This window comes from Deinococcus rhizophilus, from assembly GCF_030271215.1.
GTDB lineage: Bacteria > Deinococcota > Deinococci > Deinococcales > Deinococcaceae > Deinococcus > Deinococcus rhizophilus.
The window spans coordinates 23,424-46,779 of the sequence record NZ_JASNGB010000006.1 but is presented as its reverse complement, the minus strand read 5'-3'; the positions used below and the strand labels follow the sequence as shown (position 1 = coordinate 46,779).

General features: G+C 66.0%; 27 protein-coding genes. 17 read left to right on the top strand and 10 right to left on the bottom strand.

Translation table 11 applies throughout. The annotated features are described in order from the left end of the window. Positions 1-320 precede the first annotated feature (320 nt). Both QOL99_RS01805 and QOL99_RS01800 read left to right on the top strand, forming a co-directional pair. Positions 321-500, top strand: coding sequence for a hypothetical protein (locus QOL99_RS01805; RefSeq protein ID WP_285520906.1), 180 nt, complete (start codon positions 321-323; stop codon positions 498-500). Positions 501-1,164: 664 nt separating this feature from the next. Next, positions 1,165-3,129: a copper-translocating P-type ATPase gene (locus QOL99_RS01800; protein ID WP_285520905.1), complete on the top strand. Its 1,965-nt coding sequence runs from the start codon at positions 1,165-1,167 to the stop codon at positions 3,127-3,129. Between the two features lie 169 nt (positions 3,130-3,298). Here the strand turns inward: QOL99_RS01800 and QOL99_RS01795 are convergent, their stop codons facing one another. The 5 genes from QOL99_RS01795 to QOL99_RS01775 form a co-directional block, all read right to left on the bottom strand. Next, positions 3,299-3,904: a DoxX family protein gene (locus QOL99_RS01795; RefSeq protein WP_285520904.1), complete on the bottom strand. Its 606-nt coding sequence runs from the start codon at positions 3,902-3,904 to the stop codon at positions 3,299-3,301. Then, entirely contained in the window at positions 3,901-4,107 is a 207-nt protein-coding gene (locus QOL99_RS01790) for a hypothetical protein (protein ID WP_285520903.1), read from the bottom strand. The genes QOL99_RS01795 and QOL99_RS01790 overlap by 4 nt, the downstream gene beginning before the upstream one ends. Before the next feature lie 87 nt (positions 4,108-4,194). After that, entirely contained in the window at positions 4,195-4,482 is a 288-nt protein-coding gene (locus tag QOL99_RS01785; protein WP_285520902.1) for a hypothetical protein, read from the bottom strand. A 115-nt stretch (positions 4,483-4,597) separates the two neighbouring features. Further along, entirely contained in the window at positions 4,598-4,843 is a 246-nt protein-coding gene (locus QOL99_RS01780) for a hypothetical protein (RefSeq protein WP_285520901.1), read from the bottom strand. Positions 4,844-5,688: 845 nt separating this feature from the next. Then, on the bottom strand, positions 5,689-6,228 hold the full coding sequence (locus tag QOL99_RS01775) for a Dps family protein (protein ID WP_285520900.1): 540 nt from the start codon (positions 6,226-6,228) through the stop codon (positions 5,689-5,691). A 552-nt stretch (positions 6,229-6,780) separates the two neighbouring features. Between QOL99_RS01775 and QOL99_RS01770 the strand changes: the two genes are divergently transcribed. Both QOL99_RS01770 and QOL99_RS01765 read left to right on the top strand, forming a co-directional pair. After that, the gene (locus tag QOL99_RS01770) at positions 6,781-7,218 is read left to right on the top strand and encodes a cupin domain-containing protein (RefSeq protein WP_285520899.1); all 438 of its coding nucleotides are present in this window, start codon (positions 6,781-6,783) and stop codon (positions 7,216-7,218) included. Positions 7,219-7,311: 93 nt separating this feature from the next. Continuing rightward, the gene (locus QOL99_RS01765) at positions 7,312-7,596 is read left to right on the top strand and encodes a DUF5661 family protein (RefSeq protein ID WP_285520898.1); all 285 of its coding nucleotides are present in this window, start codon (positions 7,312-7,314) and stop codon (positions 7,594-7,596) included. A 78-nt stretch (positions 7,597-7,674) separates the two neighbouring features. On the opposite strand, the gene QOL99_RS01760 is transcribed toward QOL99_RS01765, so the two are convergent. The 3 genes from QOL99_RS01760 to trpS all read right to left on the bottom strand — a co-directional run bounded on the left by QOL99_RS01760 (position 7,675) and on the right by trpS (position 9,892). Beyond that, on the bottom strand, positions 7,675-7,980 hold the full coding sequence (locus QOL99_RS01760) for a non-heme iron oxygenase ferredoxin subunit (RefSeq protein WP_285520897.1): 306 nt from the start codon (positions 7,978-7,980) through the stop codon (positions 7,675-7,677). A 590-nt stretch (positions 7,981-8,570) separates the two neighbouring features. Further along, on the bottom strand, positions 8,571-8,762 hold the full coding sequence (locus tag QOL99_RS01755; protein ID WP_285520896.1) for a hypothetical protein: 192 nt from the start codon (positions 8,760-8,762) through the stop codon (positions 8,571-8,573). A gap of 77 nt (positions 8,763-8,839) precedes the next feature. After that, positions 8,840-9,892: a tryptophan--tRNA ligase gene (gene trpS / locus QOL99_RS01750; protein WP_285520895.1), complete on the bottom strand. Its 1,053-nt coding sequence runs from the start codon at positions 9,890-9,892 to the stop codon at positions 8,840-8,842. Positions 9,893-10,186: 294 nt separating this feature from the next. Here trpS and QOL99_RS01745 point away from each other — a divergent pair, with 294 nt between their 5' ends. Both QOL99_RS01745 and QOL99_RS01740 read left to right on the top strand, forming a co-directional pair. Further along, positions 10,187-10,738, top strand: a complete 552-nt coding sequence (locus tag QOL99_RS01745) for a recombinase family protein (protein WP_285520894.1) — start codon at positions 10,187-10,189, stop codon at positions 10,736-10,738. A 7-nt stretch (positions 10,739-10,745) separates the two neighbouring features. Continuing rightward, the gene (locus QOL99_RS01740) at positions 10,746-13,691 is read left to right on the top strand and encodes a Tn3 family transposase (RefSeq protein ID WP_285520893.1); all 2,946 of its coding nucleotides are present in this window, start codon (positions 10,746-10,748) and stop codon (positions 13,689-13,691) included. 256 nt (positions 13,692-13,947) lie between these two features. On the opposite strand, the gene QOL99_RS01735 is transcribed toward QOL99_RS01740, so the two are convergent. Further along, positions 13,948-14,415: a hypothetical protein gene (locus QOL99_RS01735; RefSeq protein ID WP_285520892.1), complete on the bottom strand. Its 468-nt coding sequence runs from the start codon at positions 14,413-14,415 to the stop codon at positions 13,948-13,950. A 1,006-nt stretch (positions 14,416-15,421) separates the two neighbouring features. Here QOL99_RS01735 and QOL99_RS01730 point away from each other — a divergent pair. From QOL99_RS01730 to QOL99_RS01680, 11 genes are all read left to right on the top strand, one after another. Then, on the top strand, positions 15,422-15,739 hold the full coding sequence (locus QOL99_RS01730) for a hypothetical protein (protein WP_285520891.1): 318 nt from the start codon (positions 15,422-15,424) through the stop codon (positions 15,737-15,739). Positions 15,740-16,310: 571 nt separating this feature from the next. After that, positions 16,311-16,907, top strand: a complete 597-nt coding sequence (locus tag QOL99_RS01725) for a hypothetical protein (RefSeq protein ID WP_285520890.1) — start codon at positions 16,311-16,313, stop codon at positions 16,905-16,907. Between the two features lie 317 nt (positions 16,908-17,224). After that, positions 17,225-17,536 carry a hypothetical protein gene (locus tag QOL99_RS01720; protein WP_285520889.1) on the top strand — a complete coding sequence of 104 codons (312 nt, stop codon included), beginning with the start codon at positions 17,225-17,227 and terminating at the stop codon, positions 17,534-17,536. 106 nt (positions 17,537-17,642) lie between these two features. Beyond that, positions 17,643-18,503, top strand: a complete 861-nt coding sequence (locus QOL99_RS01715; RefSeq protein ID WP_285520888.1) for a single-stranded DNA-binding protein — start codon at positions 17,643-17,645, stop codon at positions 18,501-18,503. A gap of 126 nt (positions 18,504-18,629) precedes the next feature. Next, on the top strand, positions 18,630-19,175 hold the full coding sequence (locus QOL99_RS01710) for a hypothetical protein (protein WP_285520887.1): 546 nt from the start codon (positions 18,630-18,632) through the stop codon (positions 19,173-19,175). Between the two features lie 57 nt (positions 19,176-19,232). Next, positions 19,233-19,646: a hypothetical protein gene (locus QOL99_RS01705; protein WP_285520886.1), complete on the top strand. Its 414-nt coding sequence runs from the start codon at positions 19,233-19,235 to the stop codon at positions 19,644-19,646. 103 nt (positions 19,647-19,749) lie between these two features. After that, positions 19,750-19,881 carry a hypothetical protein gene (locus QOL99_RS01700; RefSeq protein ID WP_285520885.1) on the top strand — a complete coding sequence of 44 codons (132 nt, stop codon included), beginning with the start codon at positions 19,750-19,752 and terminating at the stop codon, positions 19,879-19,881. Beyond that, positions 19,878-20,132: a hypothetical protein gene (locus tag QOL99_RS01695; protein WP_285520884.1), complete on the top strand. Its 255-nt coding sequence runs from the start codon at positions 19,878-19,880 to the stop codon at positions 20,130-20,132. Before QOL99_RS01700 ends, QOL99_RS01695 begins: the two co-directional genes overlap by 4 nt. A gap of 76 nt (positions 20,133-20,208) precedes the next feature. After that, positions 20,209-20,445, top strand: coding sequence for a hypothetical protein (locus tag QOL99_RS01690; RefSeq protein WP_285520883.1), 237 nt, complete (start codon positions 20,209-20,211; stop codon positions 20,443-20,445). Between the two features lie 313 nt (positions 20,446-20,758). Beyond that, positions 20,759-21,439, top strand: a complete 681-nt coding sequence (locus QOL99_RS01685; RefSeq protein WP_285520882.1) for a hypothetical protein — start codon at positions 20,759-20,761, stop codon at positions 21,437-21,439. Between the two features lie 293 nt (positions 21,440-21,732). After that, entirely contained in the window at positions 21,733-22,812 is a 1,080-nt protein-coding gene (locus QOL99_RS01680) for a zinc ribbon domain-containing protein (RefSeq protein ID WP_285520881.1), read from the top strand. Positions 22,813-22,896: 84 nt separating this feature from the next. On the opposite strand, the gene QOL99_RS01675 is transcribed toward QOL99_RS01680, so the two are convergent. Next, on the bottom strand, positions 22,897-23,292 hold the full coding sequence (locus QOL99_RS01675) for a hypothetical protein (RefSeq protein WP_285520880.1): 396 nt from the start codon (positions 23,290-23,292) through the stop codon (positions 22,897-22,899). Between the last annotated feature and the right edge of the window lie 64 nt (positions 23,293-23,356).

The window sequence follows — 23,356 nt, the reverse complement described above, 5'->3', positions numbered from 1 at the left end:
CCTGCTCCGGCCTACGGCTTTTCGCACGACCGAGCGAGTTCATGGCCTTAATCTAGCGAAGGCCCAAATTTTGTCCAACCTGAATGAGCAATTTATGAGTCGAGCGTGGGCTAGCATCGTGGGCGATTTCCTCGCGGTGTTCGCGGAGGTGAATCAGGCGTCCTTGCCTAAGCGGGCTATGGGGGACCTGTGTCTCTGGGCCCACCTGTACTGCCAGAGGCGCTGTGTGACCTGGCCGTCGCCGAGTTGTTGATGTCCCTGGACGACCTGTGGGGCTTCGCCTTCCCCGGTCTCCTGAGCGGCTACACTCGGAACTGCACATGAGCCTGTACGACCGCTCCCTGGTCTCGTACACGGCCCTGTTCAAGCGGTATCTCGACCTCGGCGTGGATGCCGTCCTGCTCTGGCAGGTGGCGTCGGCCTACCACCACGGCGACTCCCTCTTTGTCTCCGCGAGAAGTGGAGACGACCTCACGACCCTGAAGCTTTATGTGGACTGAACAAGACGTGGGCTGAACACCTCGCGCCTACAGTAACGGGATGTCCAGGGAACGCCCATGACGACGCATGACCACGGTGGGCAGCCAGTCCACCATCCGGCAGCAGTCCTGGAGGTGGCCTTCCGGAATTGCCACGACGGCTCGGAGTTCGCCGACCTGGAACAGAGCCTGGCGCGGGTTCCGGGCGTGACCTCGGTACATCTTGACCGCACGCGCGGGGTCGCACATCTGGGGTATGACCCGGACAACGTGACCGGGGCAGAGCTTCGTCAGCACCTGCACGGAGCTGGATACGCCTGCGTCTGCCAGGACTGCGCGCCGTCGTCGGTGCAGCCGGGCCATCCGAGCATCGGTCACGAGCACCCTGAGCATCCCCACGCAGCAAGGGGGCCTGTAGACGAGGCAGGCGTGCAGAACGCGCACACAGCGAAGGGTCACGGCCATCAGGACACGACTCCTGCCGGGCATGACGCGCACGCGAACATGGGGCAGGACGAGCATGCGGGACACGGCGCGGAGATGGTGGGTGACATGCTGCGCCGCTTCGTGGTGTCGCTGCTGCTGACCCTCCCCATCGTGCTGTACTCCCCGATTNGGGCATGACGCGCACGCGAACATGGGGCAGGACGAGCATGCGGGACACGGCGCGGAGATGGTGGGTGACATGCTGCGCCGCTTCGTGGTGTCGCTGCTGCTGACCCTCCCCATCGTGCTGTACTCCCCGATTGGCGAGCTGCTGGGGTTCACGGCAGCGCCGCCCTTCGGCCTCTCGATGGCCTGGTTCGGCCTGATTCTGTCCACGCCCGTCGTGTGGTGGGGGGGCTGGCCGTTCATCTCCGCCGCCTGGCGTGCCCTGCGGCGCGGCGAGGCGAACATGATGACCCTGATCGCCACGGGCATCCTGGTGTCGTACCTGTATTCGGTCGGGGCCACCCTCTTCCTGCGGACGGATGAGGTGTTCTTCGAGGCCGCCGCGATGCTCACCACCTTCTCGCTGGCCGGGCACTGGCTGGAGATGCGCTCGCGCTTCGCCACAGGGCGGGCAGTGCAAGCTCTGCTGAAGCTGGCCCCCTCCACGGCCCGGGTGGTGCGGGATGGGGAGGAGCAGGAGATTCCGCTGGAACAGGTCGTGGTAGGCGACGAGATCGCGGTGCGCCCTGGGGACCGGGTGCCCGTGGACGGTGAGGTGGTCAGTGGCAGCAGTTACGTGGACGAGGCCATGATCACCGGTGAGCCGATTCCCGTTCAGAAGGCAGCGGGCGCCCGGGTGACGGGTGGCACCGTCAACCAGAACGGGGCCTTCACCTTCCGGGCCACAGCGGTGGGGGCGGACACGGCCCTCTCGCGCATCGTGCAGATGGTGCAGAACGCGCAGGCGAGCAAGGCCCCGGCGCAGCGCCTGGCGGACACGGCAGGCAAGTACCTGGTGTTCGTCGCCCTGGGCAGCGGTCTGATCGCCTTTCTGGTCTGGTCTTTCCTGGGGGCCGGGGTCGTATTCGCGTTGACGGCTGCTGTTTCGACCATCGTCATCGCCTGCCCGGACGCGCTGGCCCTCGCCACGCCCACGGCCATCACGGTGGGCGTGGGGAAGGGTGCGCGGGAGGGTGTGCTGTTCAAGAATGCGACGGCCCTGGAAGCCACGGCGGGGGTGGACACCGTGATTTTCGACAAGACCGGGACGCTGACGGAAGGTAAGCCCGCGCTGACCGACCTGGTGGCCGTAGAGGGCGTGAGTGAAACCGAGCTGCTGTCCCTGGCCGCCTCTGCCGATCAACCCTCGCAGCATCCCCTGGCCGAGGCCATCGTGCGCGGCGCTCAGGAACGGAACGTGACCCTGAGCCAGGCAGAGGGCTTCGACTCCATTCCCGGTCGTGGCGTGCAGGCACGGGTGGACGGGCGGCGGGTATTGATCGGCAACCGCAGGCTGATGGACCAGGAAGGCGTGGGATTGGGGAGCAGTGAAGCGCAGGTCGAGCGCCTGGCCGGGGACGGCAAGACCGCCATGTACGTCGCGGCGGATGGGCAACTGCTGGGCGTGGTGGCGGTGGCCGACCGGATCAGGGCGTCGGCGAGGGTGGCGGTCACGGAACTGCACCGCCTGGGCGTGCAGACGGTCATGCTCACGGGGGACAATCACCGGACAGCGGAGGCGGTCGCCCGGCAACTGGGGATGGACACGGTGATCGCGGACGTGCTGCCCGAGCAAAAGGCCGCGAAGGTCCAGGAGTTACAGAGCCAGGGCCGCAAGGTGGCGATGGTCGGCGACGGCGTGAATGACGCGCCCGCGCTCGCACAGGCCGAGGTGGGCATCGCCATCGGGGCTGGAACCGACGTGGCCGTGGAAACGGCGGACGTGGTGCTGGTCAAGAGCGACCCGGCGAGTGTGGCCGTCGGCATCGCCCTGGCCCGCCACGTCCGGGGCAAGATCAAGCAGAACCTCTTCTGGGCGGCCATCTACAATCTGCTCGCTATCCCCTTCGCGGCGGGCGTGCTGTACCCGGCCTACGGCATCCTGCTGCGCCCGGAGTGGGCCGCCCTGCTGATGAGCGCCAGCACAGTGATCGTGACGCTGAACGCCCTGTCACTCAACCGGCTGCGCTTCGACCGCCCGGCGGTCACTGCGGCCTGAACGCAGCCAGAGGAGTGCCCCCACCCTCTGCGGTGGGGGCCTGCTCCATCAGCCTGAGGGGTGGTCGTGATCGTCACCGGCTGATCCGCCCCGCGCGAGGTCTCGCCCTGTCCAGCCTCAGGCACTGGAGGCCCAATGGGTCGTCGTGGCCGACTGCGCTGCACCGCCGTCACCTGTGCGGCCCTGGAACTGTGCCTGGCCCCGTGGCGCTCGGTAGGGCGGGCCGGGGCGTCACCCCGAAGCGGGCGAGCACGAAGCGGTCCAGGCCCCACCAGCCCGCGACGCGCCAGCCCAGCACCAGCCAGGTCGCCAGGATGAACAGCAGCGGATTGGTGCTCACGGTGCCCGCCAGCAGATAAGAAGCGTTCATCACGCCGCCGAAGAAGGCGGCGATGCCGGTGAACAGTCCCAGGATCAGGGCGACGCCCACCAGCACCTCGCCGTAGGCCACCAGGTACGAGAAGACCGCCGCGTTGGGCAGCGCCACGTGTTGCAGGAACCAGGCGTACCAGCCCGCCACGTCGGGGTGATCGCCGCCCGTCTTGGCCAGCGCGCCGGTCAGGAACCCGCTCACCGCCGTCCCGGCTTGCTCGCCGACCCACACCCCAGCCGGGTTGGTGACCTTGCCCCAGCCCGCCACCAGCCACTCGTAGCCGACGTAGACGCGCAGCAGTGCCCAGACGGGGGCCAGACGCGGATCGGCGAACAGCAGCCTGGACAATCTGGGCTCATGCATCAGGCCGGGGTTGGAGGGTTGGAGAGGCCGCGTGGTCACGCGCGGACCTCCGGCGTGAAGGTCCCGTGTGCCAAGGCCCAATGTGCCTCGTCTGTCCTGCCCGGCGTGAACGCGGTGGTCTTCGGGGCCCGCAGCAGCACAGTCAACGTACCCTGGTGACAACGGGCCAGTTCGGCGGCCACCGGTGGGGCGAGCAGACCGACCGGGTTGCCGTTAATGGGAATGAGAATGGGGTCAAACATGGGAATCTCCTTGGAAGGGGGTGGGTTGAGCGGTGCTGGTCACCTAGCGCCGTCTCAGGAGAGTGGTCCCCCTGCCAGGCCATCCCATCAGCTCGCCAGTCGCTCGTCCCACAGGCGGGACAGGTGGGGACGCGTGGAGCACTGGGCCAACTCCAGATCGTTCAGGACGTTGCGGGCCAGCCCTTCCGGCACGCCTGACGCGGCCAGCAATTGCTGCGCCCGCAGCCGCAGACCGCCCTCTGGTTGACGGCACTGGCTGGCTTGGCGTTCAACACCAGCGACGGGACCGCCTCTGGCGGCAGATCGCGCCAGAACGGTGATGGTGTCGTGGGCCAGCAGGCTGCGATGAAGCGCTTGGGTGACTGGAGGGGGCATGGGGGCTCCCGGAGATGCTTCGAAGCCCACGCGTCCGTTGGGCACCTGTAAGAATGAAGACCTGGTCTGACCCGGGAGCCGCCCGCAGGATGCCGGAACGGGGCCTGCCTGGGCGTCAGAACGGGGGCTGGATGTATTGGGGAGGAAGTTGCTCCACGGCCACATCGAAGGCGTCCGACAGGCTGGCGCGCTGTCCCGAGGTCACCAGCACCTCACCGTCCAGCAGCCAGGCGAACCCGGCCAGGTCCACCGGCTGGCCCACCAGACCGTTTTGCTGGATGGTGCGGGCCAGCGCCAGTTGGGCAGGCTGAAGGTGATTGATCCAGTATGGGGCCGTCGCGGTGGGTACGGATTCGCTCATCGTGGGCCTCCGTTGGAAATATCGGCGGTCAGGCTGGTGCGGGGTCTGGGTCCAGCGTCGGGATCGTCTCCACGGCCCCCCTCGTTCGTCCAGCGCTCCAGGGCGATGATCAAGGGGGGGAGGACCACCGCAGTTGACGCGGGTGGCTGACGCCAACCGCTCCGGTTCAGCTTGGAAGCGAGCGCGCCACATCCAGTCACTCCCGCGCTTGCAGGACGATTCATCTGCCCTCCGGCCAGGTCTTCAACTCTGCCCTGGACAGCCAGCCTGTTCTGACGGTGGACAGCGTTTTGGACAGATGTACCTGACCGTCCACGACTATCCTCCAGAGCGTCGCGGCGCAGCTTGACAAAGCGCGTTGTCGGTCTCGTATCCCACCCGAGATTCGCAGTGACTTTTCCGTCTCCGTCGTGCCCGGGCAGGCCGCGCCCGACGTGATCTGTAGGCTTCATGAAATACAACCTTTCCCGGAGCGCAGCTCCGGGTTCGTGTACAGGTCTTCAGTGAGGCTTGCAGGGCCTTCATCTGCGCTGGGGGAGGCGCTGTGTGAAGCGCGCCAGCAAAGTCCACCTCGACGTGGGCCGGTACACAGGTGGCCCAGAGGCGGCGGCGTGGTCGTCCAGCCCTCTGGGTAGGGCGCGCCTGAGACGGTCTGGGCCGGGGTGCTCAGCGTCGGTGACAACGGGAGGATGCTGGACCGGTTCACGCAGACCGTCTCGCGAACCTGCCCAGTACACTGCGCTCAGACATCGCAGTTCGCCCCGCTTTTCCAACTTCAATGGACTTAACGACTCATGATCCTCAGCAGAAGACGGCGACGGGAGACCATTCGTCCCCTCGCTGCCTCAGCGCGTGTTCTCTTCGCCCTGCGCGGCCTCGAACAGAAACCAGATGCGCTGCTCGGTCTCGTCGATCAGCGTTTCCAGCAAGCTGGAGGTGGCGTAGTCGCGGGCGTCGTCGCAGGTTTCATGGGCCTTGCGCATGCTGGCGGCGATGCTCTGGTTGTCGGCCATCAGCTCGCGCAGCATCTCCAGCGGGGTCACGAAGTCGGCGTTGTTGTCCTGCACGGTCTGGAGGCCCGAGATGTGCGAGATGGAACGCAGCGTGGTACCGCCCACCTTGCGGACACGCTCGGCCAGCGGATCGGTGCTGCCCAGCAGTTGCCCGGCGTGTTCATCGAGCAGCAGATGGTAATCGCGGAAATGACTGCCGGACAGGTGCCAGTGGAAGTTCTTGGACTTCAGGTGTACGGCGTAGGCGTCGGCGATGATCGGGTTGATGGCCTCCACGATCTTCTGCGCGCTATTCGCCTCCAGGTCCGTGGGCGTCTTCAAGGCGGTGGGAGCGGGGTAAGCGGTGGTCTTGCTGGGGGCAATCTGGGTCATCTCATATTCCTTTGTTACCAGTTGGCCGCACGCCAAAAAAGAAAGCGGGGTCTAAACTTCCGGTACGCTCACTTAGTTTCCTCCCACGGCTAAGTGACGTGGCGTGGAAAGCGTGAAGTGGGATTCATGGTGTCCGGGTGAAGGGTGGACGTGTCATTCAGGACGCTTTGCGTGGACATAGCCGAATCATCCCCGCTGCCCTCCTCAACCGTGATGAGCATGGAGGATGATCCGGCCATCAGCGAACGGCTGGCACTGGGGTTCGGTGATGGGCACTTTGCGCAGGTGGTGGAACCAGGTGAGTCGTCAGGCCGCGAGCGCCGAACTCTACCCTGGGGAAGGGTCGATTTCGCCCCGAATCAGGGGTCGCCAGGAGTGGCGCGGGTAAAGGCTCTCCCTGAGTCGCTGCCTCTCACGACGACTTGCCTCACCAGGGATGAACGGGGGTGCAGCGGGTAGGTTGGGGTTCAGGAGACGGATTGAGGACTTGGTAGAGGCCCGGCCAAGGGGAAACCGCCCGCCATCAGGTACGGTGAAGCCGGGGAGGCCGTTATGTCTGAAGGACGCCCGGATCGACCGCAGCCCATCGCCCTCAACCGCTATGACCTCGCGGGTCAACTCGCCCGCCTCCGCAGCGAAGCGCCCCTGCGTGAGCACGGACGTGACGCGCTCACGTTGGTGCGCGACCCAGGCTTCACGCTCCTGCTGGTGGCCCTGAAGGCGGGATCGGGCTTGCCGGACCACACGGCTCCTGGCCCCATCAGCGTCCTGGCCCTGGATGGCCGCGTCGCCTTCACCTCCCAGGGCGAACGGCTCGAACTTGGCCCGCACGAACTGGTCACGCTGCCCGCCCGCGTCCCCCACGAGGTGATGGCACTTGAGGACAGCGCCATTCTGATCACCATCGCCGTGCCCGTCACCCACACCGATCCTCTCGGCCTCCAGAGTGAGCGTCGGGTGGACGCTCAGCAGTCCTCCAGCCAGGGTTAACGGCGGAATGACTTCCTGGATGTCCTGCGCCCCCGGCAACGGACGCCTCAGCAGCGGAGCGGACATCACCCCCTTGATAGCAGGAGGACCGCGATGAGCGAAAAGCAACGCACGACCTCGGAAGAAGCCAGGCGGGTCGGTGATCAGATCGGCGTGGACTGGACGCAGTTCGATCTGGAGCAGTTCCGGCTGGGCATGGACGTGGAATTTGAACATGGCGGGCATGATCCCCAGACGGACGTGACCCACGACGATCCGGTCCTGACCGGCAAGATCGCGCTGGCCCACATGAAGGAGTTTCCCGACTACTACGAGCGGCTGGAGAAGATGGAGGAGCAGGCCGAACGCGAGTGGGCCGAGCGCCGCCGCCCGCAGTGAAGGGGAAGCGACCCGAGGACCGGACCCCTGAACGGGTGGCCTGACCACGAGGCTTTTGCCCCCACGGGGCAGGCCACTTCAGAGCGGTAAGACGTACAGAACGCCCGCGTCTATGCTGGTGCGGTACACCGCGACGGGCTTCACGGCGGGCAGCACCCTCGCCTTGCCGGTGGTCAGCTCGAACTGCGAGCCGTGTTTCTCGCACTTGATGCGTCCCAGGCTCACCGCCCCACCCAGCAACGGGTAATCCTGGTGGGTGCAGTTGTTGCGCAGGGCGTAGAACTGCCCCTGGTCGTTCACCACTACGACGCTCTTGCCGTCCACCTCGACCGCTGTCTGGCTCCCTTCGGGGAACTCCGTCACTGGACCGACGAGAACGCGCATGTCGGGCAGTGTACGTCTTAGATATGCGAGTGCCGGGTGACGAGGGAAGCCAGGTTCTGAGCCAGAGCGTCCATCTGGTCCAGGGCGCTGATCGTCGCGCTGATCTGGTTGAGTAGTGCTGACCTGAAGTTGCGGCGGGAGAGCAGTATCGTGTTCTATGAATTTTGTACTTGTCAGGATTCAAGACGGTGGGGAGGTAGGGCAAGGGACGGTCCTGGCCTCCGAATGCCCGACGCTTGTGGTGGGGGCCAGCGTCAGAATTGCCCCTCACGGCAGCTCATCTGATCAGCAGGCCCAGTATCAGATCGTCGATGATGAAACGGGCCTCCAGTACCTGGCGGAGCGCGGCACGGGCGAAGGTGGGCATGAGGGGACCTACGAGTATATGGTGCGTCCGCTCAACCCGTGGTGGTGATGCGGCAAGGCGGTCAGAGTTCAGAACATCAACGCCAGTCCACGGTTCTGCCATCTTCAGCACGCCCTTCAGGGCCTGCATTCCTTACACCAGTGGTCGGTCTCAAGATGCTGTTCAGGAAGTAAAGTCGCCCGCTGGAGCGTCTGTTTTCGCGGCACACCCGGTATGAGTCCGCCTAAATGTCGAGCGGGTTGGGTTCCCTGCGGGTGTTGCGGGCCTCTTCCAGCTCGTTGTCGTGCTTGTGCTGCCTGATCGCAGTGGCCTTGTCATGGGCCACCGTGGCACTGTCGGGCACCTGCCACTCGTCGCTGGGCTGCATGGTCGGGTCAGGGGTGGTGGGAATGTCGTCAGCGTCGTGCTGTGTCACGGAGGCCTCCTCGGTCTGGGGAACGGCGTCGGGCACGGTGAACTCGGGCCTGGGGCAACATGCAATATAAGGCGTTGTCAACCCGATGACCCGGAGGCGTCGCGCCGTGTCGTCGTGGGGTCCGTGGGCTGGGTCCCGAAGTAGTCCAGGTGCATGGCCCGCCGGGCCGCCGTCATGGTTTGCACGGCCACCTCGCGTCCCCGTGTGGTTCCCTCGTACAGGACGCGCTCCACCTGATCCATCGATTGTGCGGCCTCACTGCGCCGCGCCCGGATGGGTGCCAGGACAGCCTCGAGCACCTCAAGCAGATGCCGCTTCACCTTTACGTCACCCAGGCCGCCCCGTTGGTATTGCGCCTTCAACGCCGCTACCCGTTCCCTGTCGGGGTCGAAGGCGTCGAGGTACGCGAAGACCGGGTTCCCCTCCACGCGGCCTGCGTCCTCCACCCGCAGATGCTGGGGATCGGTGTACATGCCGCGAACCTTGCGTGCGACCTCGTCGGGCGAGTCGGACAGGAAGACGGCGTTGCCCAGCGACTTGCTCATCTTCGCCTTGCCGTCCAGCCCGGGCAGGCGCGCCACCTCGCCGAGCAACGCCCTCGGCTCGACCAGCACGGGCGCGTACAGGCGGTTGAACCGCCGGACGATCTCCACAGTCTGTTCAATCATCGGCAACTGATCGTCGCCCACGGGCACGAGGTGGGCACCGAAGGCCGTGATGTCCGCCGCCTGCGACACCGGGTACACGAAGAAGCCCGCCGGAACGGACTCCCCGTATCCCTTCTGCGCGATCTCGGCCTTGACCGTCGGATTCTGCCGCAGGTGCGACACGGTCACGAGGTTCAGGTAGAACATGGTCAGCTCGGCGATTTCCGGAATCTGCGATTGAATGACGAAGGTGGTGACGTTCGGGTCAAGGCCCACGGCGAGGTAGTCCAGAGCAACTTCGAGGACGTTCTCCCGGACCTTGCGCGGGTGCTCGAAGTTGTCGGTGAGGGCTTGCACGTCCGCAAGAAGCACGAAGGTGTCGTACTCGTGTTGAAGCGCCACACGGTTGCGCAGCGACCCCACAAGGTGGCCGATATGCAGTGGTCCCGTGGGGCGGTCGCCGGTCAGGATTCGTTGCCTCATGGTGCTCTCCCCCCGATCAAACAAGACCACGCCTGCAACCCTCCCAGGCGTGTGCAACGACATGTTGAGGTCACCCGGTGATTGAACGGACCACCACCGTACCGCAACGCGGTGCATTCGCTCGTCTTGACAGGGGCCACGACACGGCTCCGCCCCGGCTGTACGCTAAGCTTGCGGAAACGGTCGTTGGTGCAATGGTTTGAACCACCCGATGGGAAGCCACTTCCCACCTTGCGAAACCGTGTTGCACAATGATCCAAATTGGCAACCTGTTTTCGCAAGCCAGGAGGCCCCATGCAGATCGGCTACGCCCGCGTCAGTAAAGCTCAGGATCAAGACACCGCCGCTCAACTCCGCGCCCTCAAAGACGCCGGGGTAGAGCGCGTGTTCACCGAACACGCTTCGGGGGGCCGCTGGGACCGGCCCGAACTCCACAAGATGCTTGACCAGCTCCGGGAAGGGGATGTGGTCATCGTCTGGAAACTGGACCGGCTCAGCCGCAGCCTCAAGGACCTGCTGCACCTGATGGAGTTGCTGGGGGAGCGCGGGGTGGGCTTTCGCAGTCTGACCGAAGCCATCGACACCACCACCCCAGCGGGGCGAATGATGATGCAGATGGTGGGAGCTTTTGCAGAGTTCGAGCGCGCCATGATCCGGGAGCGAACCAAAGCGGGCCTGGAGCAGGCACGGCTGGAAGGGCGTGTCGGAGGCCGCAAACGCAAGCTCTTGCCCCATCAGGAGCAGGACATCCGCGAGTCGGTACAGTCTGGGCGGCGGACAGCGGCGCAGTGCGCCCGGCTGTTCGGCGTGCATCCCAGCACCATCACCCGGCTGCTTCAGCGTTAGCTGGCGCGTGAAACACGACTGGTCCCCTGAAGAGCTGGCCGGTCAGTTCACCCTGACCCCTCCAGAACGGGCGTTCCTGGGCTTCAAGGGCGAGGCGGCCTCCCTGAGCCTGGCCGCGCTGCTCAAGACCTTTCAGGTCCAGGGCGAGTTTCTGGACCATCCCCAGGGGGTGCCTGGTGTGGTCGTCGATTTCCTGGCCCAGCAGCTTGCAGTCTCCCCGGCATGCTGGGCCGAGGTGGACTGGTCCACCCGAACCGCTCGGCGTTACCGCGATCAGGTGGCGCACTTCTGTGGCTTCCGGGCCTTTCGGGCGCTGGATGAAGCCGCATTGATCGCTCATCTCATGCCTCTGGTCGCCGATCTCAATCCCGACTCGGAGGTCTTGAAACAGCAGGGGCGGGATTTCTTGCGGGGGCAACGTCTCGTTCCGCCCACGGCGGACCGCCTGCGACGGTGCCTGCGCGCCGCTGTAAACGACCAGGAGACCCGCTGGTTGCAAGGCGTTCAGGCTCACCTCAATCCCCAATCCTGCCAGGCCCTGGACGCTTTGATCAGCACCGACGCGGCGGCGGATGACCTGCAACCCCTCCTGGTCATCCGCTCCACGCTGGCCGCGCTCAAGGACACCGCCGGGCGAGTCAAGGTGGACACCGTCCTCGAAGAACTCGCCAAGCTCGACGAATTGCGCGCCCTGGGGCTGACTTCCGAGGTTTTCACTGGCGTTCCGCCCAGAGTCGTCGGGCAGTACCGTCGCCGGGCGGCCAGCGAACCGCCCCGCGAATTGCGCCGCCATTCCGCCCCCTTGCGCCATGTCCTGCTGGCCGCGCTGTGCTGGCAACGGCAGACCGAGGTGACCGATGACCTGGTGGAGCTGCTCATCCGGGTGGCCCACCACATCGGCACCCACGCCGAGAGCAAGGTGGAGGCGGAGTTGCTGCGGCAACTGCGGCGGGTCAGGGGCAAGAGCGCGCTGCTGTTCAAGCTGGCGAAGGCCGCCCGCGCTCAGCCGGAAGGAGCCGTACGGGAGGTGATCTATCCGGTGGTGCCGGAGCCGGTTCTCGATGACCTGATCCGCGAGATGGAAGCCGAAGGCAGCTATGACCGCCAGGTGCGCCTGGTCACCCGAAACTCCTACGGTCACCACTACCGCCGGGCGATCTCATTGCTGCTGGGCACCCTGACCTTCCGCTGCAACAACGACCGCCACCGGCCCATCATGCGGGCGCTGGAGCTGCTGGCGAAATACCGGGACCGCCGAACCTTGACCTTTCCGCTGAGCGAAGACGTGCCATTGGGCGGTGTCGTGAAGGACGACTGGCAGGCCCTGGTCCTCGATGACGTCGAGGGGCGCAAAATCAACCGCGTCACCTACGAGATGTGCGTCCTGACCACGCTGCGTGACAAGATTCGATGCAAGGAGGTCTGGGTCGAGGGAGCCGGGCGTTTCCGCAATCCCGATGAGGACCTTCCCGGCGACTTCGAGCAGAAACGGGCCGAGTACTACTCGGCCCTGGCCCAGCCGGGTGAGGCCCAGACCTTCACCGCTCAGCTTCGCACCCGCATGGAAGCCGCGCTGGACGCGCTGAATACGGATCTTCCCACCAACGCCAGGGTCAAGCTGATCACGTCCAGGAAGGGCAAGGGACGCCTGTCGATCTCGCCGCTCTCCGCGCTGCCCGAACCGCACAACATCACCCGGCTGGCCGCGGCGCTGGTGCAGCGCTGGCCGATGACCAACCTGCTGGATGTCCTGAAAGAAACGGAACTGCGGACCGGGTTCACCAACGCCTTCCATTCGGTGGCCGCCCGTGAGGTGCTGAGCCGCGAGGTGGTCCAGCGCCGGTTGCTGCTGTGCCTGCACGGCATCGGCACCAATGCGGGCCTGAAGCGGATGTGCAGCGGGGGCGGGGAGGACAGCTTCGCTGACCTCCAGTACATCCGTCGTCGCTACGTTCACAAAGACCTGCTTCGTGAGGCGATCAGCCGCGTGTGCAACGCCATCTTTCAGGCCAGGGACGCCACGCTGTGGGGCGAGGCCACCACCGCCTGTGCCTCGGACAGCAAGAAGTTCGGGGCCTGGGACCAGAACCTGATGACCGAGTGGCACGCCCGCTACGGCGGTCCCGGCGTGATGGTGTACTGGCACGTCGAGCAGCATTCGGTGTGCATTTACAGCCAGCTCAAGAGCTGTTCGAGCAGCGAGGTGGCCGCCATGATCGAGGGCGTCCTGCGGCACGACACCGAAATGGAGGTGGACAAAAATTACGTGGACACCCACGGCCAGAGCGAGGTGGGCTTCGCGTTCTGCCACCTCCTCGGCTTTCAGCTTCTGCCCCGCCTGAAGAACATCAAGCACCAGAAGCTGTACCGCCCCAACAAGGGGCAGCCGGAGCAGTACGCCCACCTGCAAGCGATCCTGACCCGGCCTATCCAGTGGGAATTGATCGAGCAGCAGTACGACGAGATGATCAAGCTCGCCACCGCCCTGCGGCTGGGGACGGCGGACGCCGAGAGCATCCTGCGGCGCTTTACCCGCCAGAACGTGCAGCACCCGACCTACCGGGCGCTGGCTGAGTTGGGGAAAGCGGTGAAAACCGCTTTCCTGTGCGACTATCTGCGCCAGGAGAGCCTGCGCCGCGAAATCCATGAGGGCTTGCAGGTGATCGAGTCGTGGAACAGCGCCAATGACTTCATCCTTTATGGCAAGGGCGGCGAGTTCACCAGCAACCGCATCGAGGAGCAGGAAATCCAGATGCTGGGCCTGCATCTGCTCCAGGTCAGCCTGGTCTATGTCAACACGCTGATGATGCAGCAGGTGCTGGCGGAGCCGGAGTGGCAGGGCCGGTTGACCCCGGTGGATCTGCGGGCCTTGACGCCGCTGAAGTGGCAGCACATCAATCCCTACGGCACCTTCACGCTGAACATGCACGAGCGGTTGCCGCTCAAGGTCTAACTGGCACAGGCGAGTTGGACAAAATCTCGCCCTTCGCTAGGTTAAGCCCTTCATGGACAGTTCTCGTGCCGCTCGACCGGGCACCACCGCACCAGAGAAGCGGCCACCGATCTCGCCTTCAGTGGTCGCGCAGACGCCTCGACCGTACCCCCTATCTGGACCCTCCCGAGGTCACGTCAAGCCCCTGAACCCAGGAGCAACACAAGCGAAGGCGGGTGCCCGGCGCGACCCGATACACCCGCACCTGTACCCCTCCTTACTCCATCGGACTGAGGGCTTTGTCCAGCGTTTCCTGCAACCGATCCAGCTTGGAGTGCAGCTCAACGTTGGAGGTTGCGAGCGCTTCCACCCGCTTCGTCAGCTCGTCCAACCGGGATTCCAGGGTGCCCACATACGTCCGCAGATCGGTCAGTCCCTCAGTCATCGCCGTCCAATCCGCTCGCGTGATCGTCCAACCGGAAGGGCTCTCCTGGTTGCTTGCAAGTTGACGAAAGGCATCCGCGTAACTGATCCGGAGTTCGTCGGCGAGTTGCATTCCCTCGAGAATCAGGTCGCGCTGCCGCTCCGTGAGACGCATCTCCAGGAAGTTGCGGCGCTTGTAGTACTGGGCCTGATCGCCCGTGATGAGGAGGTACTGCCGCACGATTTCCTGCATGTTGCGGCGGCTCTTACCCGTCACTTCCATCAGCACGTCGAGGGTCAGTGGCGGTAAATCCTGGGTCATGGTGGGGCTCCTTTGACAAGCGAGTTGGGCAGGAAGGTCGCGTTGAGTGATGGGCTTCGGTGGCGGCTTGAATGGGCAGAGGTGGGAACGTTCAGATGCGGGGTGGTTGCAGTTTCTCTCTTGAAGGGAGATCAACGACCTTCAGCATACTGCGTACTTTTGTCTGTTCGTGGGCATTAAATGATCTTGTTACGATCTTACTTCGTCATGTCGAAAGCCGACTTCGTCAGTTATTCGATCTTGCCCCACGCCTCTCATCTGGCCGTGCTTCCCTCACCGCTGTCTCACTGGGCGTCTCATGCACCGGGAGGTCGGGCGGCTCGACCCCCGAAAACGGCGTTACATAAATTTCAGAAACAAAACGTTCATACCAATGTAACCCGCCCCCCAACCCACCCTCAGCCCCCGCCCAGCGCCCGCCAACCCCTTACATCGCCTNACGACCTTCAGCATACTGCGTACTTTTGTCTGTTCGTGGGCATTAAATGATCTTGTTACGATCTTACTTCGTCATGTCGAAAGCCGACTTCGTCAGTTATTCGATCTTGCCCCACGCCTCTCATCTGGCCGTGCTTCCCTCACCGCTGTCTCACTGGGCGTCTCATGCACCGGGAGGTCGGGCGGCTCGACCCCCGAAAACGGCGTTACATAAATTTCAGAAACAAAACGTTCATACCAATGTAACTCGCCCCCCAACCCACCCTCCGCCCCTGCCCAGCGCCCGCCAACCCCTTACATCGCCCCAAAATTCAGTTCTGGAATCCAAACTGCTTCAAAAGATAAACCAGACGCACTCATCCGCTCTCATCCACCCAACCCGGAATGCCCCTGGCCGCAAGCGGCAGACCCAGCCNNNCGCCCCTGCCCAGCGCCCGCCAACCCCTTACATCGCCCCAAAATTCAGTTCTGGAATCCAAACTGCTTCAAAAGATAAACCAGACGCACTCATCCGCTCTCATCCACCCAACCCGGAATGCCCCTGGCCGCAAGCGGCAGACCCAGCCGCATGAGCAAGCACTTCTTCCGCACCCACGTGAACGGCCAGCAGCTGCTCGTCGACGCCGGATGGGACCGCCCCCTGGGCCACCACTACCTCAACATCGAACGCGAAAACGCCCCCGAAGAAGAAGACGCGCTCCTCTACTCCAGCCTCTACGACCGCACCCTCTTCTCCCCTGAACGTGGCCGCCTCATGGCCGGACTCACCACCGAAGAACTCGCGGCCAAACTCACCGAACACGGCATCAGACCCCCCGACGGCTTCCTCCAGGCGCTCGAAGACGACGCCCGCAAGAACGTCGGCAACGCCATCCGCCACTGGTAAGGAGCGCCCCATGACCACCTCCCCCCACCCCACCTACCGCCCCCTCCCGACCGCCGCCCGCCTCATCCTCCACCTCGTCAGCCTCCCGCTCGTCCCCCCCGCCTTCTTCCTCGGCTTCCTCACTCCGGACGGCAGCTTTCCCCCCTTCGGAGCGTTCGTCCACGTGGCGCTCGCGACCGCGCTCACCCTCGCCNTCAGCCTCCCGCTCGTCCCCCCCGCCTTCTTCCTCGGCTTCCTCACTCCGGACGGCAGCTTTCCCCCCTTCGGAGCGTTCGTCCACGTGGCGCTGGCGACCGCGATCACCCTCGCGCTTCACCGCTTCGCCCCCCGCCTCGACCCCAAACTCCGCCTCCACCTCTCCCCCTTCCTGGTCGCCGCCGCCCTGGCCTACACCCTCGCGCTGTGGGCCTTCCTGATCGGCCTCCTCTTCTAAGGCCCCCCACGACTCTGGACCCTGGCCGCGCCGCGGCGGAGAGAACGAGGCCCCTGAAGAAGGGACTGACCGCGCCTCACCCTCCGCCGCTTCTCACGCCACCCGGCCCCCAGCCAGGCCCCCGAAGGAGAGACCCCGATGGCCCCCCACACCACCGACCTGCACCACGAACACCACACCCTCCGTCAGCTCCTGCGCACCCTGAAGCACCCGGACGGCACGCCCCTCTCCCTCGCCGAAGAGACCCGCGCCACCGCCGACCTCCGCCGCGTCCGCACCCTCCTGCGCCAGCTCCCCGGCGACCCCCTCGCCCACCGGACCATGCCCCGCACCCGAGCCGAACACGCCCAGCGCACCGGGCACCGCCCCACCCTCGACGCCGCCCTGCAAGCCTGGGCCCTGCAAGAAGCGTGCCCCGCCTGGTGGCTGCTCGAAGGCCACCTCACCTTCAACCACGCCGCCTACGCCCTCCTCCGGGAGATGGACTGGATCGGCAAGGACGGACTCCACACCGGGACCCTCACGCCCCACCCGCACATCGCCCCGCTGCGACGGATCGCGGCGTACGCCCGGCAGAAGGTGCTCACTCACCGCGCCCTGCCCGCCCACGCGACCCCCGCCGACACCGCGCCCTTCCAGCTTCTGCGCGAGGTCCTGATGATTCGCCCGAACCCCGCGAACGGCCTGCCGGAGTTCCACGAGTTGCGCTTCACCGACCCCGCTCGCCCCTACTGAACCCGCGTCTTCTGCCCAACCCCCAGGGTCTTCCTCCCCTTTCTCTCCCCACTGGCCTGCCCTCTCGGGTGGGCCTTTTTTCATGCGGCCCGTGACCGCTGTTCGCCCGGCGCTCGCTTCCGCTTCCTGGCCGCACGCCAGGGGCGGCATCACCAGCCCGCCCACGTCACGGCGGGGTCCCTCACCCGCTCGCGTGCGGGTGGAGCGGGCCGCATGAAGCCCACCAAGCACATCAGCCACAAGGCCAGGAAGCGATCCCCCAAAACCCCCACCCGCGAAGACAAACGCGACACCAAGTACCAGACCTGGAGACGCCCGTGACCCTCCACACCGTCCCCCCCATCCTCGGCAGACCTGACCTGCAACCCCTGCTCACCCACACCCTCGCGCTCGTGGAACTGCTGGACCTTCACGCACCCAACCTCGAACGCCAGCTCGCCATCGACCTACTGCTCTCCTGCGGAAACCTCACGCCCAGCCAGACCACCGAACTCGCCCTGCAGGTCCTTCAGGACGCCGCACCCACCGCCCGCGACCCCCAGGTTCACCAACTGATCGGGTTGATTCAGGGCCTGCTCCGCACCCAGCCCCGCCCGACTCCGCCCCGCATCACGGCTCACCGCGCCTGACCTTCTCTCTGCGTCCGAGTCACCGAGCATCCCTCGCCCGGAAGAGCGCCGGGCGAAACAGAAACATCTCAACACGGGGACGCAAGAACCCCGAAGGAGCGTAAACATGAACCGGAACCTCGTCCTGCTGATTGGTGCCCTCGCCCGTACCCCCGAACTTCGCTACACGCCCTCTGGGACCGCCGTGCTCGACATGACCATCGCCGGAGAGCGCAGCGTCATCGGCGCGGACGGCAAGAGCCACACCATCCCCTTCTACGAGAACGTGCAGGCGCTCGGCAAGGTCGCGGAAGCCATCGTCGCCCGTGGGTACGAGCAGGGCACCGCGCTGATGGTGGAAGGCCAACTGGATTACTCCACGTGGTCGACCCCGGAAGGCGAGAAGCGCAGCATGCTCCGCACCAAGGTCACGGGCAGCGTGCGCCAGATCGCGGGCGAACCCAGCCTCGTGACGGACGCGGGCGGGAACGTGCGGCTGGCGGGCGGGATGAGCCAGGTGGAGTTCACCGGGAACCTCAGCGCGGACGTGGAAGTGCGGTACACGCCCGCCGGGGACGCGGTGGCCGACCTGCGCATGGCGGTCAACGAGCGCTACCGCGACCGCCAGAACCAACCGCAGGAGAAGACCCACTGGGTGACCGTGACGGTGTGGCGCGAGCAGGCCGAGGCCGTGGCGAACCTGAGGAAGGGGGACGCGGTGTTCGTGCAGGGCGCACTCATCGACGAGTCGTGGAGTGACCGTGACGGGAACAAGCGGCGTCAGAAGAAGGTGGAGGCCAGCCTGGTGGTGGCGCTCGCCCGCAGCGCGACCAGCGGTGAAGGCAACGCCCGCACACCCGCCCGCGCCGCTCAGCCCCAACGGGAACGCGCTGCCGCGACGGCCGCACCTGCCGCCCGCTCCGGTGGTCTCGACATTGACCAGGGTGTCGACGACTTCCCGGCGGAGGAGGCCGACCTGCCGTTCTGATTCACTCTCCAGGGGGAGGGGCCGCACGTCCGGCCTCTCCCCCTTTCCTCGTGCCAACCCGGCCTGCTCTTACGCTTGGCGTGAAGGACCTGCGTAGACCCTCGCCCTGAAGGACGGAACACCCTCATGCTCAAGAATCTGGTCCACCTCCTGCACAGCCTGCTGACGCCGAGCTTCACGCTGACCCAGCCGAACCCCCTGCTTCTGCTGGACGAGTTCACCACCCTGTGCGTGCATCACGACCGGGGGCGGGGGTACGTGGCGTACGAGACCCGGACCCGCGGGGGGGAGGAGAGCATCCTGCCGGACACCTACGAGTCGGGCCTCACGCGCCGGGAAGCGTACGAGTACCTCGTGCAGTCCGGAGCGCGGAAGGAAATGCTGTGGGCGTTCGAGCGCAACCTCTCGCTGGACCTTCCCCTGCCGCCCCCGGTCCTGCTGGAGTTGCACACGTACGACGGGGTGTACACCTTCTCGCTGATGACCCCGAGGGACGCCGATGAGTTCCTGAGCACGATCGCGCCCACCATTCGGGCGTACCAGCATGACGCGCTGACGTGCCTGATCGGGCGGGAGAATGGGCGGGAGGTGGCGTGGCAGAGCGCCCTGGAAGCGCGGCCGTGGGGCGGGTCCTGCATCGGGAAAGTGCAGCGGCTGCTGCCGGGCGGCTGAGCGTGGTGGCATGCTCTGGACCCTCGCCCGGACGCTGCGCTGGGCGGGGGTCAGGGCATGCTTCCCACCGAATCCGGGACCGTGTACGGCGAACCCTCTCAGGTGCACCTGTGGCCCGCCGCGACCCTCGATCAGCCTGACCGTGCCCCGCACCACCAGGGCCGGGTGCGCCCCCTGCGCTGCGACGACATGGACGGCTGCTACGTGTACGTCCTGTACGCGAGCGGGCATGAACGCTTCTACGTGGATGGCCGGGAGGAGGCGTGGGACCCCCGCGCGGTGGTGGGCACCTCGCACGAGGAGCTGTACCGCCAGGCGAAGGAGCGCATCGTCACGGCGGCCCTCGCGGATCGGCCCATTCCCGGCGCGACCTTCCTGATCGGCCCGGTGTCGCGCTGGGGCACGGGTCGGTGGGGGAGCAACTGGTTCGGGTACCCGGTCGTTCCGGCAGGGCAGACCCTCCCGGGCTAAGCTGCCTCCCCACCTGGCCCCCTCGCGGGGCCTTTTTTCATGGGGCTTCGCCGTCGACGCGCCGGGTGCGGACAGACCCTCGCCCTTCGGGCGAAGAGAGGGCATGACCGAACTCGTGCAAGCGCTGAACCAGGACATCATCGCCCACCGCGAAGCCCTGCTCGCGGGCTTGTTCGTCGCGCCCTTCCTGCTTGCTCCCCCGCTGCGCCGCTTCCGCCGCTGGGTGTACGCGTGAGGCAGCTCGCGACGGCGGCGCTCCTGCGCTCCCCGGTGGTGACGGCCCGCTGCCAGGACTGCCGGGAGGCGCTGCCGGAAGGCGGGGACCTGTGCGGGGAGTGCTACGGTGCCCGGGCGGAGGAAGCGCAGCAGATCCGCGGCGAGATCGCGTTGTACGAAGCGGCGCTCGCGGCGGGTCTCACGCCCCCGATGTTCGCCGAAGCGCAAGCAGGGCTGCCCCGCCTGCGCCAGGAACTCGCCGCCCTGTAAGGAAATGGCCCCCTCGTGGGGCCTTTGTTCATGGGGCGGGGAAGGACCCTCGCCCGGAAGCGGGCGGAGGAAGGGCATGGCTGACCTTGCCTCCACCAGCTCTCCGAAGTGCCCGCATTGCCACGAGGGGTCGCAGCTCGTGGACGCTTCCACCTGGGTGAAGTGCGGTCCCGGCCCGGAGGAGTGGGATCTCGAAGTGGCGCAGGACGAGGTGCCGTGTGGCACGTGCGGTGGCCTCGGTCAGGTGACCCTCCCGCACCGGACACGGCTTCTCCTCCAGGCCGACCGCTCCGCCCGGCGGCTGCGGCACTGAACGCCGCTCCCACCCGACCGGCCCCCTCGTGGGGCCTTTTTTCATGGGGCCTCGTGGTGCGTGCCCTGACGGGCACGGCGCCCCCCTGGAGGGGCGCGGCGGGCGCTTCCGGAAGGCTGGGCAGCGCTTGTGTGTGACCGGCACGAGGCGGGCGTTTTCACCGTGATCCTGCTCCAGAAAGGCCAGCAGTCGGCCGTACGCGTGAGGGTCACCCTTATCGCCGACGACCTGCGCTGCAGACCTTGTTCTTGCACAGGTTCGTTTGCCTCTCCCCTCCTTGACAGCCCGAGCCCGGTGGTGATGAGGTCAAAATATGAACGAGCGCCAGGTCATCACGCAAATCATGGAGGAGTACGGGCTCACCGGGGTCTACCGCACGCACACTCTTCACGGGAACTACCCCCTCCTCGACGTCCAGGGCGTCCTCTCGCTCGACCGCCTGATCGACACGCCCCACTTCGCGCGGGCCGCTAGGGAAATCGGGACCATCGCGCACCTGTGGAGCGGCGAGCACGTGCGCGTCACGACGGCTGAGCCGGGCGCCATCCACGTGGACGCCAGCGCTCCGGAACTCGAGGTCCTCACCCGGCAGCACCTGACGAACGCGGCGCGTGATTTGCAGCGGCACTACAGCATGGCGGACGAGCTGGAGGAGCCTGCGCCCGAGAACATTCCCTTCTCCGCGCCGGAAGCGGACTTCCTCTTCGCGCTGGGGTTGCCGCCTGTAGAGAACCTGCGGGACCTCTCGCGGGAGGAGCGACTGGACCGCGCCCGTGCCCTGCGGGGGCAGACCGTGATGGATACCCATGAGGTGCGCGAGTTCGAGGACCGGGAGGCGATGCAGGAGTACGCCCTGCTGCACTTCCCGCCTGTGGAGGAGGGGGGGGTGGAGGAGGAGCCGCCGCTGTCGGAGGAGGACGTGGTGGACCTCGCGCGGCGTGAGCGGTTGCTGCGTCTGGAGAGCGGATATGACGAGGGCAACGATTGGCATTGACCAAAGGGGCCAGGAGCCTTGCCCACACAGGGTGCATCACCAGCGCTTGTTGTCGACAGGCCGCGTCCACGCCGGACGCGGTTTTTTGTTGCCCCGTACGTGGCAGCGCCTGACCTCCGGTGGGCTAACAGGACCATCACCGCCCCGGTGGGGCGGTGCACCACAGGTACAGGAGGTGCCGTTCCCCACACTGTGACCGCAACTGACGCGCCTTAAGGCACGTTCTCAACTTCTCTCCGCTTCACGCTCCCCCATCGCCCTGCGGTGGGGGCTTTTCCACACAGGTGATTCCTATGGCACGCAACGACCCCGATCTCCACTGGGTCCAGATCCGGCACTCCAGTTACTCAAGAATCGGCCCGCTGGTTCAGGCTGGGGCCCTCCAGCCGTACCTGGGCCGACTTTCCGGTTTCCCAGGGGCCCAGGTCTGGCGGGTGGATTCCCCGCTGACCGTACAGTCTGATCACCAGTGCTCCATCGCTGGCGTGCCGCTGCAGGCGGCGCTGCATCACCAGCCCAGCCACGCGTACTGCGCCATGGTCGCTGCCTCGCCCCACTTCACCCAGTACGCTGGCACGGGTGAGCTGTCCCGGCTCCTCCGTTCCCATGACGACTGGGATCCAGGGGGATTCGCCCACGCGCTGGAGGCGACGGTGCGTCAGGGCCGCGTCCCTTTGCCGCGTCCTGTCCTGGCCGTTCCCCCGACGACCTACCTCACGCACTGGCTGGCAGACCGCAGTTTTGTGTCGCGGCTGTCCAACGGGCATTACATGCTGGGGTTGAGCTACACCGTCCGGTACGTTCCGCCGCCAGGGCTGGCCAGGCGCTCTGCGGTGGGGCTGGACCTGGGGATTGATCCGCTCACCGTGGCCCACACCGACACCGGCGCGACCCGGTACTTCCGACCGACGTCGCTGCGCCATGTGGGTCAGCTGCCGCGGCTGAGTGCGGACACCCACTCGCTGCTGCGCGACCTGATCTATGCCTCAGGGCGACTCGACGGGGAGGGGATCGTGGCGTGGCTTAACTTTCACGCCCACACCGTCTATGCCGAGCGCATCAACCACATGGGGATGTCCACCCACTGGATTCACAGCGGGCGCGACCGGGCGATTCATGACCATCACTTTTCGGCGCTCAGCCAGTATCTGTTCGCTTCTGGCGTCGATTTCCGGCGTGTGGCGCCGCATCACACCAGCACCCTGTGCGCTCCCTGCTTCGAGCACCAGGGCCGGGTCGTGTATGGGTTGAGGGCGGGCGACCGCTTCCGCTGCCCGGCGTGCGGGGTGAACCTGGATGCGCACGCCAACGCTGCCCATAACGTGCTGCTGCGGGGCCGGATGCTTCCCCCACGCGGACGGGCGGCAGCCTAATCGAGGGAAGGAGAGGAGTGCTATCCGCCGGACCCTGGTTCTTACGCGAAGGCGCCCTGGAAAGCTTGCAGATTCTGACATCTTTCAGATCTCCCAGGCATAGGCGCTCAACCGATCTCCGTTGACCACGGTCTGTTCGGCGACGTCCGAGGCCACGACCCGCGCGGCCTCAGCCATCCGGGGGTCCTTGGCAAAGTGGCCCGTGCTGAAGGCGAAGACGAGGTGAACATGCTGGCGGTCCAGGTCGCCCCCCGCCGCGGTGACCGCCTCGGCGATGGCCGACGACAGCCGCTCGGCCTCGGCGGCCAGGAAGGTTTTGTCGACCCTGACAGCGGTCGCCGTGTCAGATGTTGATTGAGCCGCGGCGCCGCTCAGCAGCGCGCAGGAAAGCAGAAACAGCGGATAGGTTCGCAAGGTCAAACGCCTCTCTGAGAGACCGAAATGGGTGAGCAGAGCACGTGCGCTTAAGCTATCGCTCATGTTCTGACTCTGCCATCACATTTGCGGTCTGGAGTTCTGCTGCTGCCTTCAGGCAACGCTGCCA

Coding starts and splice junctions, on each gene's coding strand:
- QOL99_RS01805 (WP_285520906.1), top strand. CDS start 321: ATGAGCCTGTACGACCGCTCCCTGGTCTCGTACACGGCCCTGTTCAAG.
- QOL99_RS01800 (WP_285520905.1), top strand. CDS start 1,165: ATGCTGCGCCGCTTCGTGGTGTCGCTGCTGCTGACCCTCCCCATCGTG.
- QOL99_RS01790 (WP_285520903.1), bottom strand. CDS start 4,107: ATGTTTGACCCCATTCTCATTCCCATTAACGGCAACCCGGTCGGTCTG.
- QOL99_RS01785 (WP_285520902.1), bottom strand. CDS start 4,482: ATGCCCCCTCCAGTCACCCAAGCGCTTCATCGCAGCCTGCTGGCCCAC.
- QOL99_RS01780 (WP_285520901.1), bottom strand. CDS start 4,843: ATGAGCGAATCCGTACCCACCGCGACGGCCCCATACTGGATCAATCAC.
- QOL99_RS01775 (WP_285520900.1), bottom strand. CDS start 6,228: ATGACCCAGATTGCCCCCAGCAAGACCACCGCTTACCCCGCTCCCACC.
- QOL99_RS01770 (WP_285520899.1), top strand. CDS start 6,781: ATGTCTGAAGGACGCCCGGATCGACCGCAGCCCATCGCCCTCAACCGC.
- QOL99_RS01765 (WP_285520898.1), top strand. CDS start 7,312: ATGAGCGAAAAGCAACGCACGACCTCGGAAGAAGCCAGGCGGGTCGGT.
- QOL99_RS01760 (WP_285520897.1), bottom strand. CDS start 7,980: ATGCGCGTTCTCGTCGGTCCAGTGACGGAGTTCCCCGAAGGGAGCCAG.
- trpS (WP_285520895.1), bottom strand. CDS start 9,892: ATGAGGCAACGAATCCTGACCGGCGACCGCCCCACGGGACCACTGCAT.
- QOL99_RS01745 (WP_285520894.1), top strand. CDS start 10,187: ATGCAGATCGGCTACGCCCGCGTCAGTAAAGCTCAGGATCAAGACACC.
- QOL99_RS01735 (WP_285520892.1), bottom strand. CDS start 14,415: ATGACCCAGGATTTACCGCCACTGACCCTCGACGTGCTGATGGAAGTG.
- QOL99_RS01730 (WP_285520891.1), top strand. CDS start 15,422: ATGAGCAAGCACTTCTTCCGCACCCACGTGAACGGCCAGCAGCTGCTC.
- QOL99_RS01725 (WP_285520890.1), top strand. CDS start 16,311: ATGGCCCCCCACACCACCGACCTGCACCACGAACACCACACCCTCCGT.
- QOL99_RS01715 (WP_285520888.1), top strand. CDS start 17,643: ATGAACCGGAACCTCGTCCTGCTGATTGGTGCCCTCGCCCGTACCCCC.
- QOL99_RS01710 (WP_285520887.1), top strand. CDS start 18,630: ATGCTCAAGAATCTGGTCCACCTCCTGCACAGCCTGCTGACGCCGAGC.
- QOL99_RS01705 (WP_285520886.1), top strand. CDS start 19,233: ATGCTTCCCACCGAATCCGGGACCGTGTACGGCGAACCCTCTCAGGTG.
- QOL99_RS01700 (WP_285520885.1), top strand. CDS start 19,750: ATGACCGAACTCGTGCAAGCGCTGAACCAGGACATCATCGCCCACCGC.
- QOL99_RS01690 (WP_285520883.1), top strand. CDS start 20,209: ATGGCTGACCTTGCCTCCACCAGCTCTCCGAAGTGCCCGCATTGCCAC.
- QOL99_RS01685 (WP_285520882.1), top strand. CDS start 20,759: ATGAACGAGCGCCAGGTCATCACGCAAATCATGGAGGAGTACGGGCTC.
- QOL99_RS01680 (WP_285520881.1), top strand. CDS start 21,733: ATGGCACGCAACGACCCCGATCTCCACTGGGTCCAGATCCGGCACTCC.
- QOL99_RS01675 (WP_285520880.1), bottom strand. CDS start 23,292: ATGAGCGATAGCTTAAGCGCACGTGCTCTGCTCACCCATTTCGGTCTC.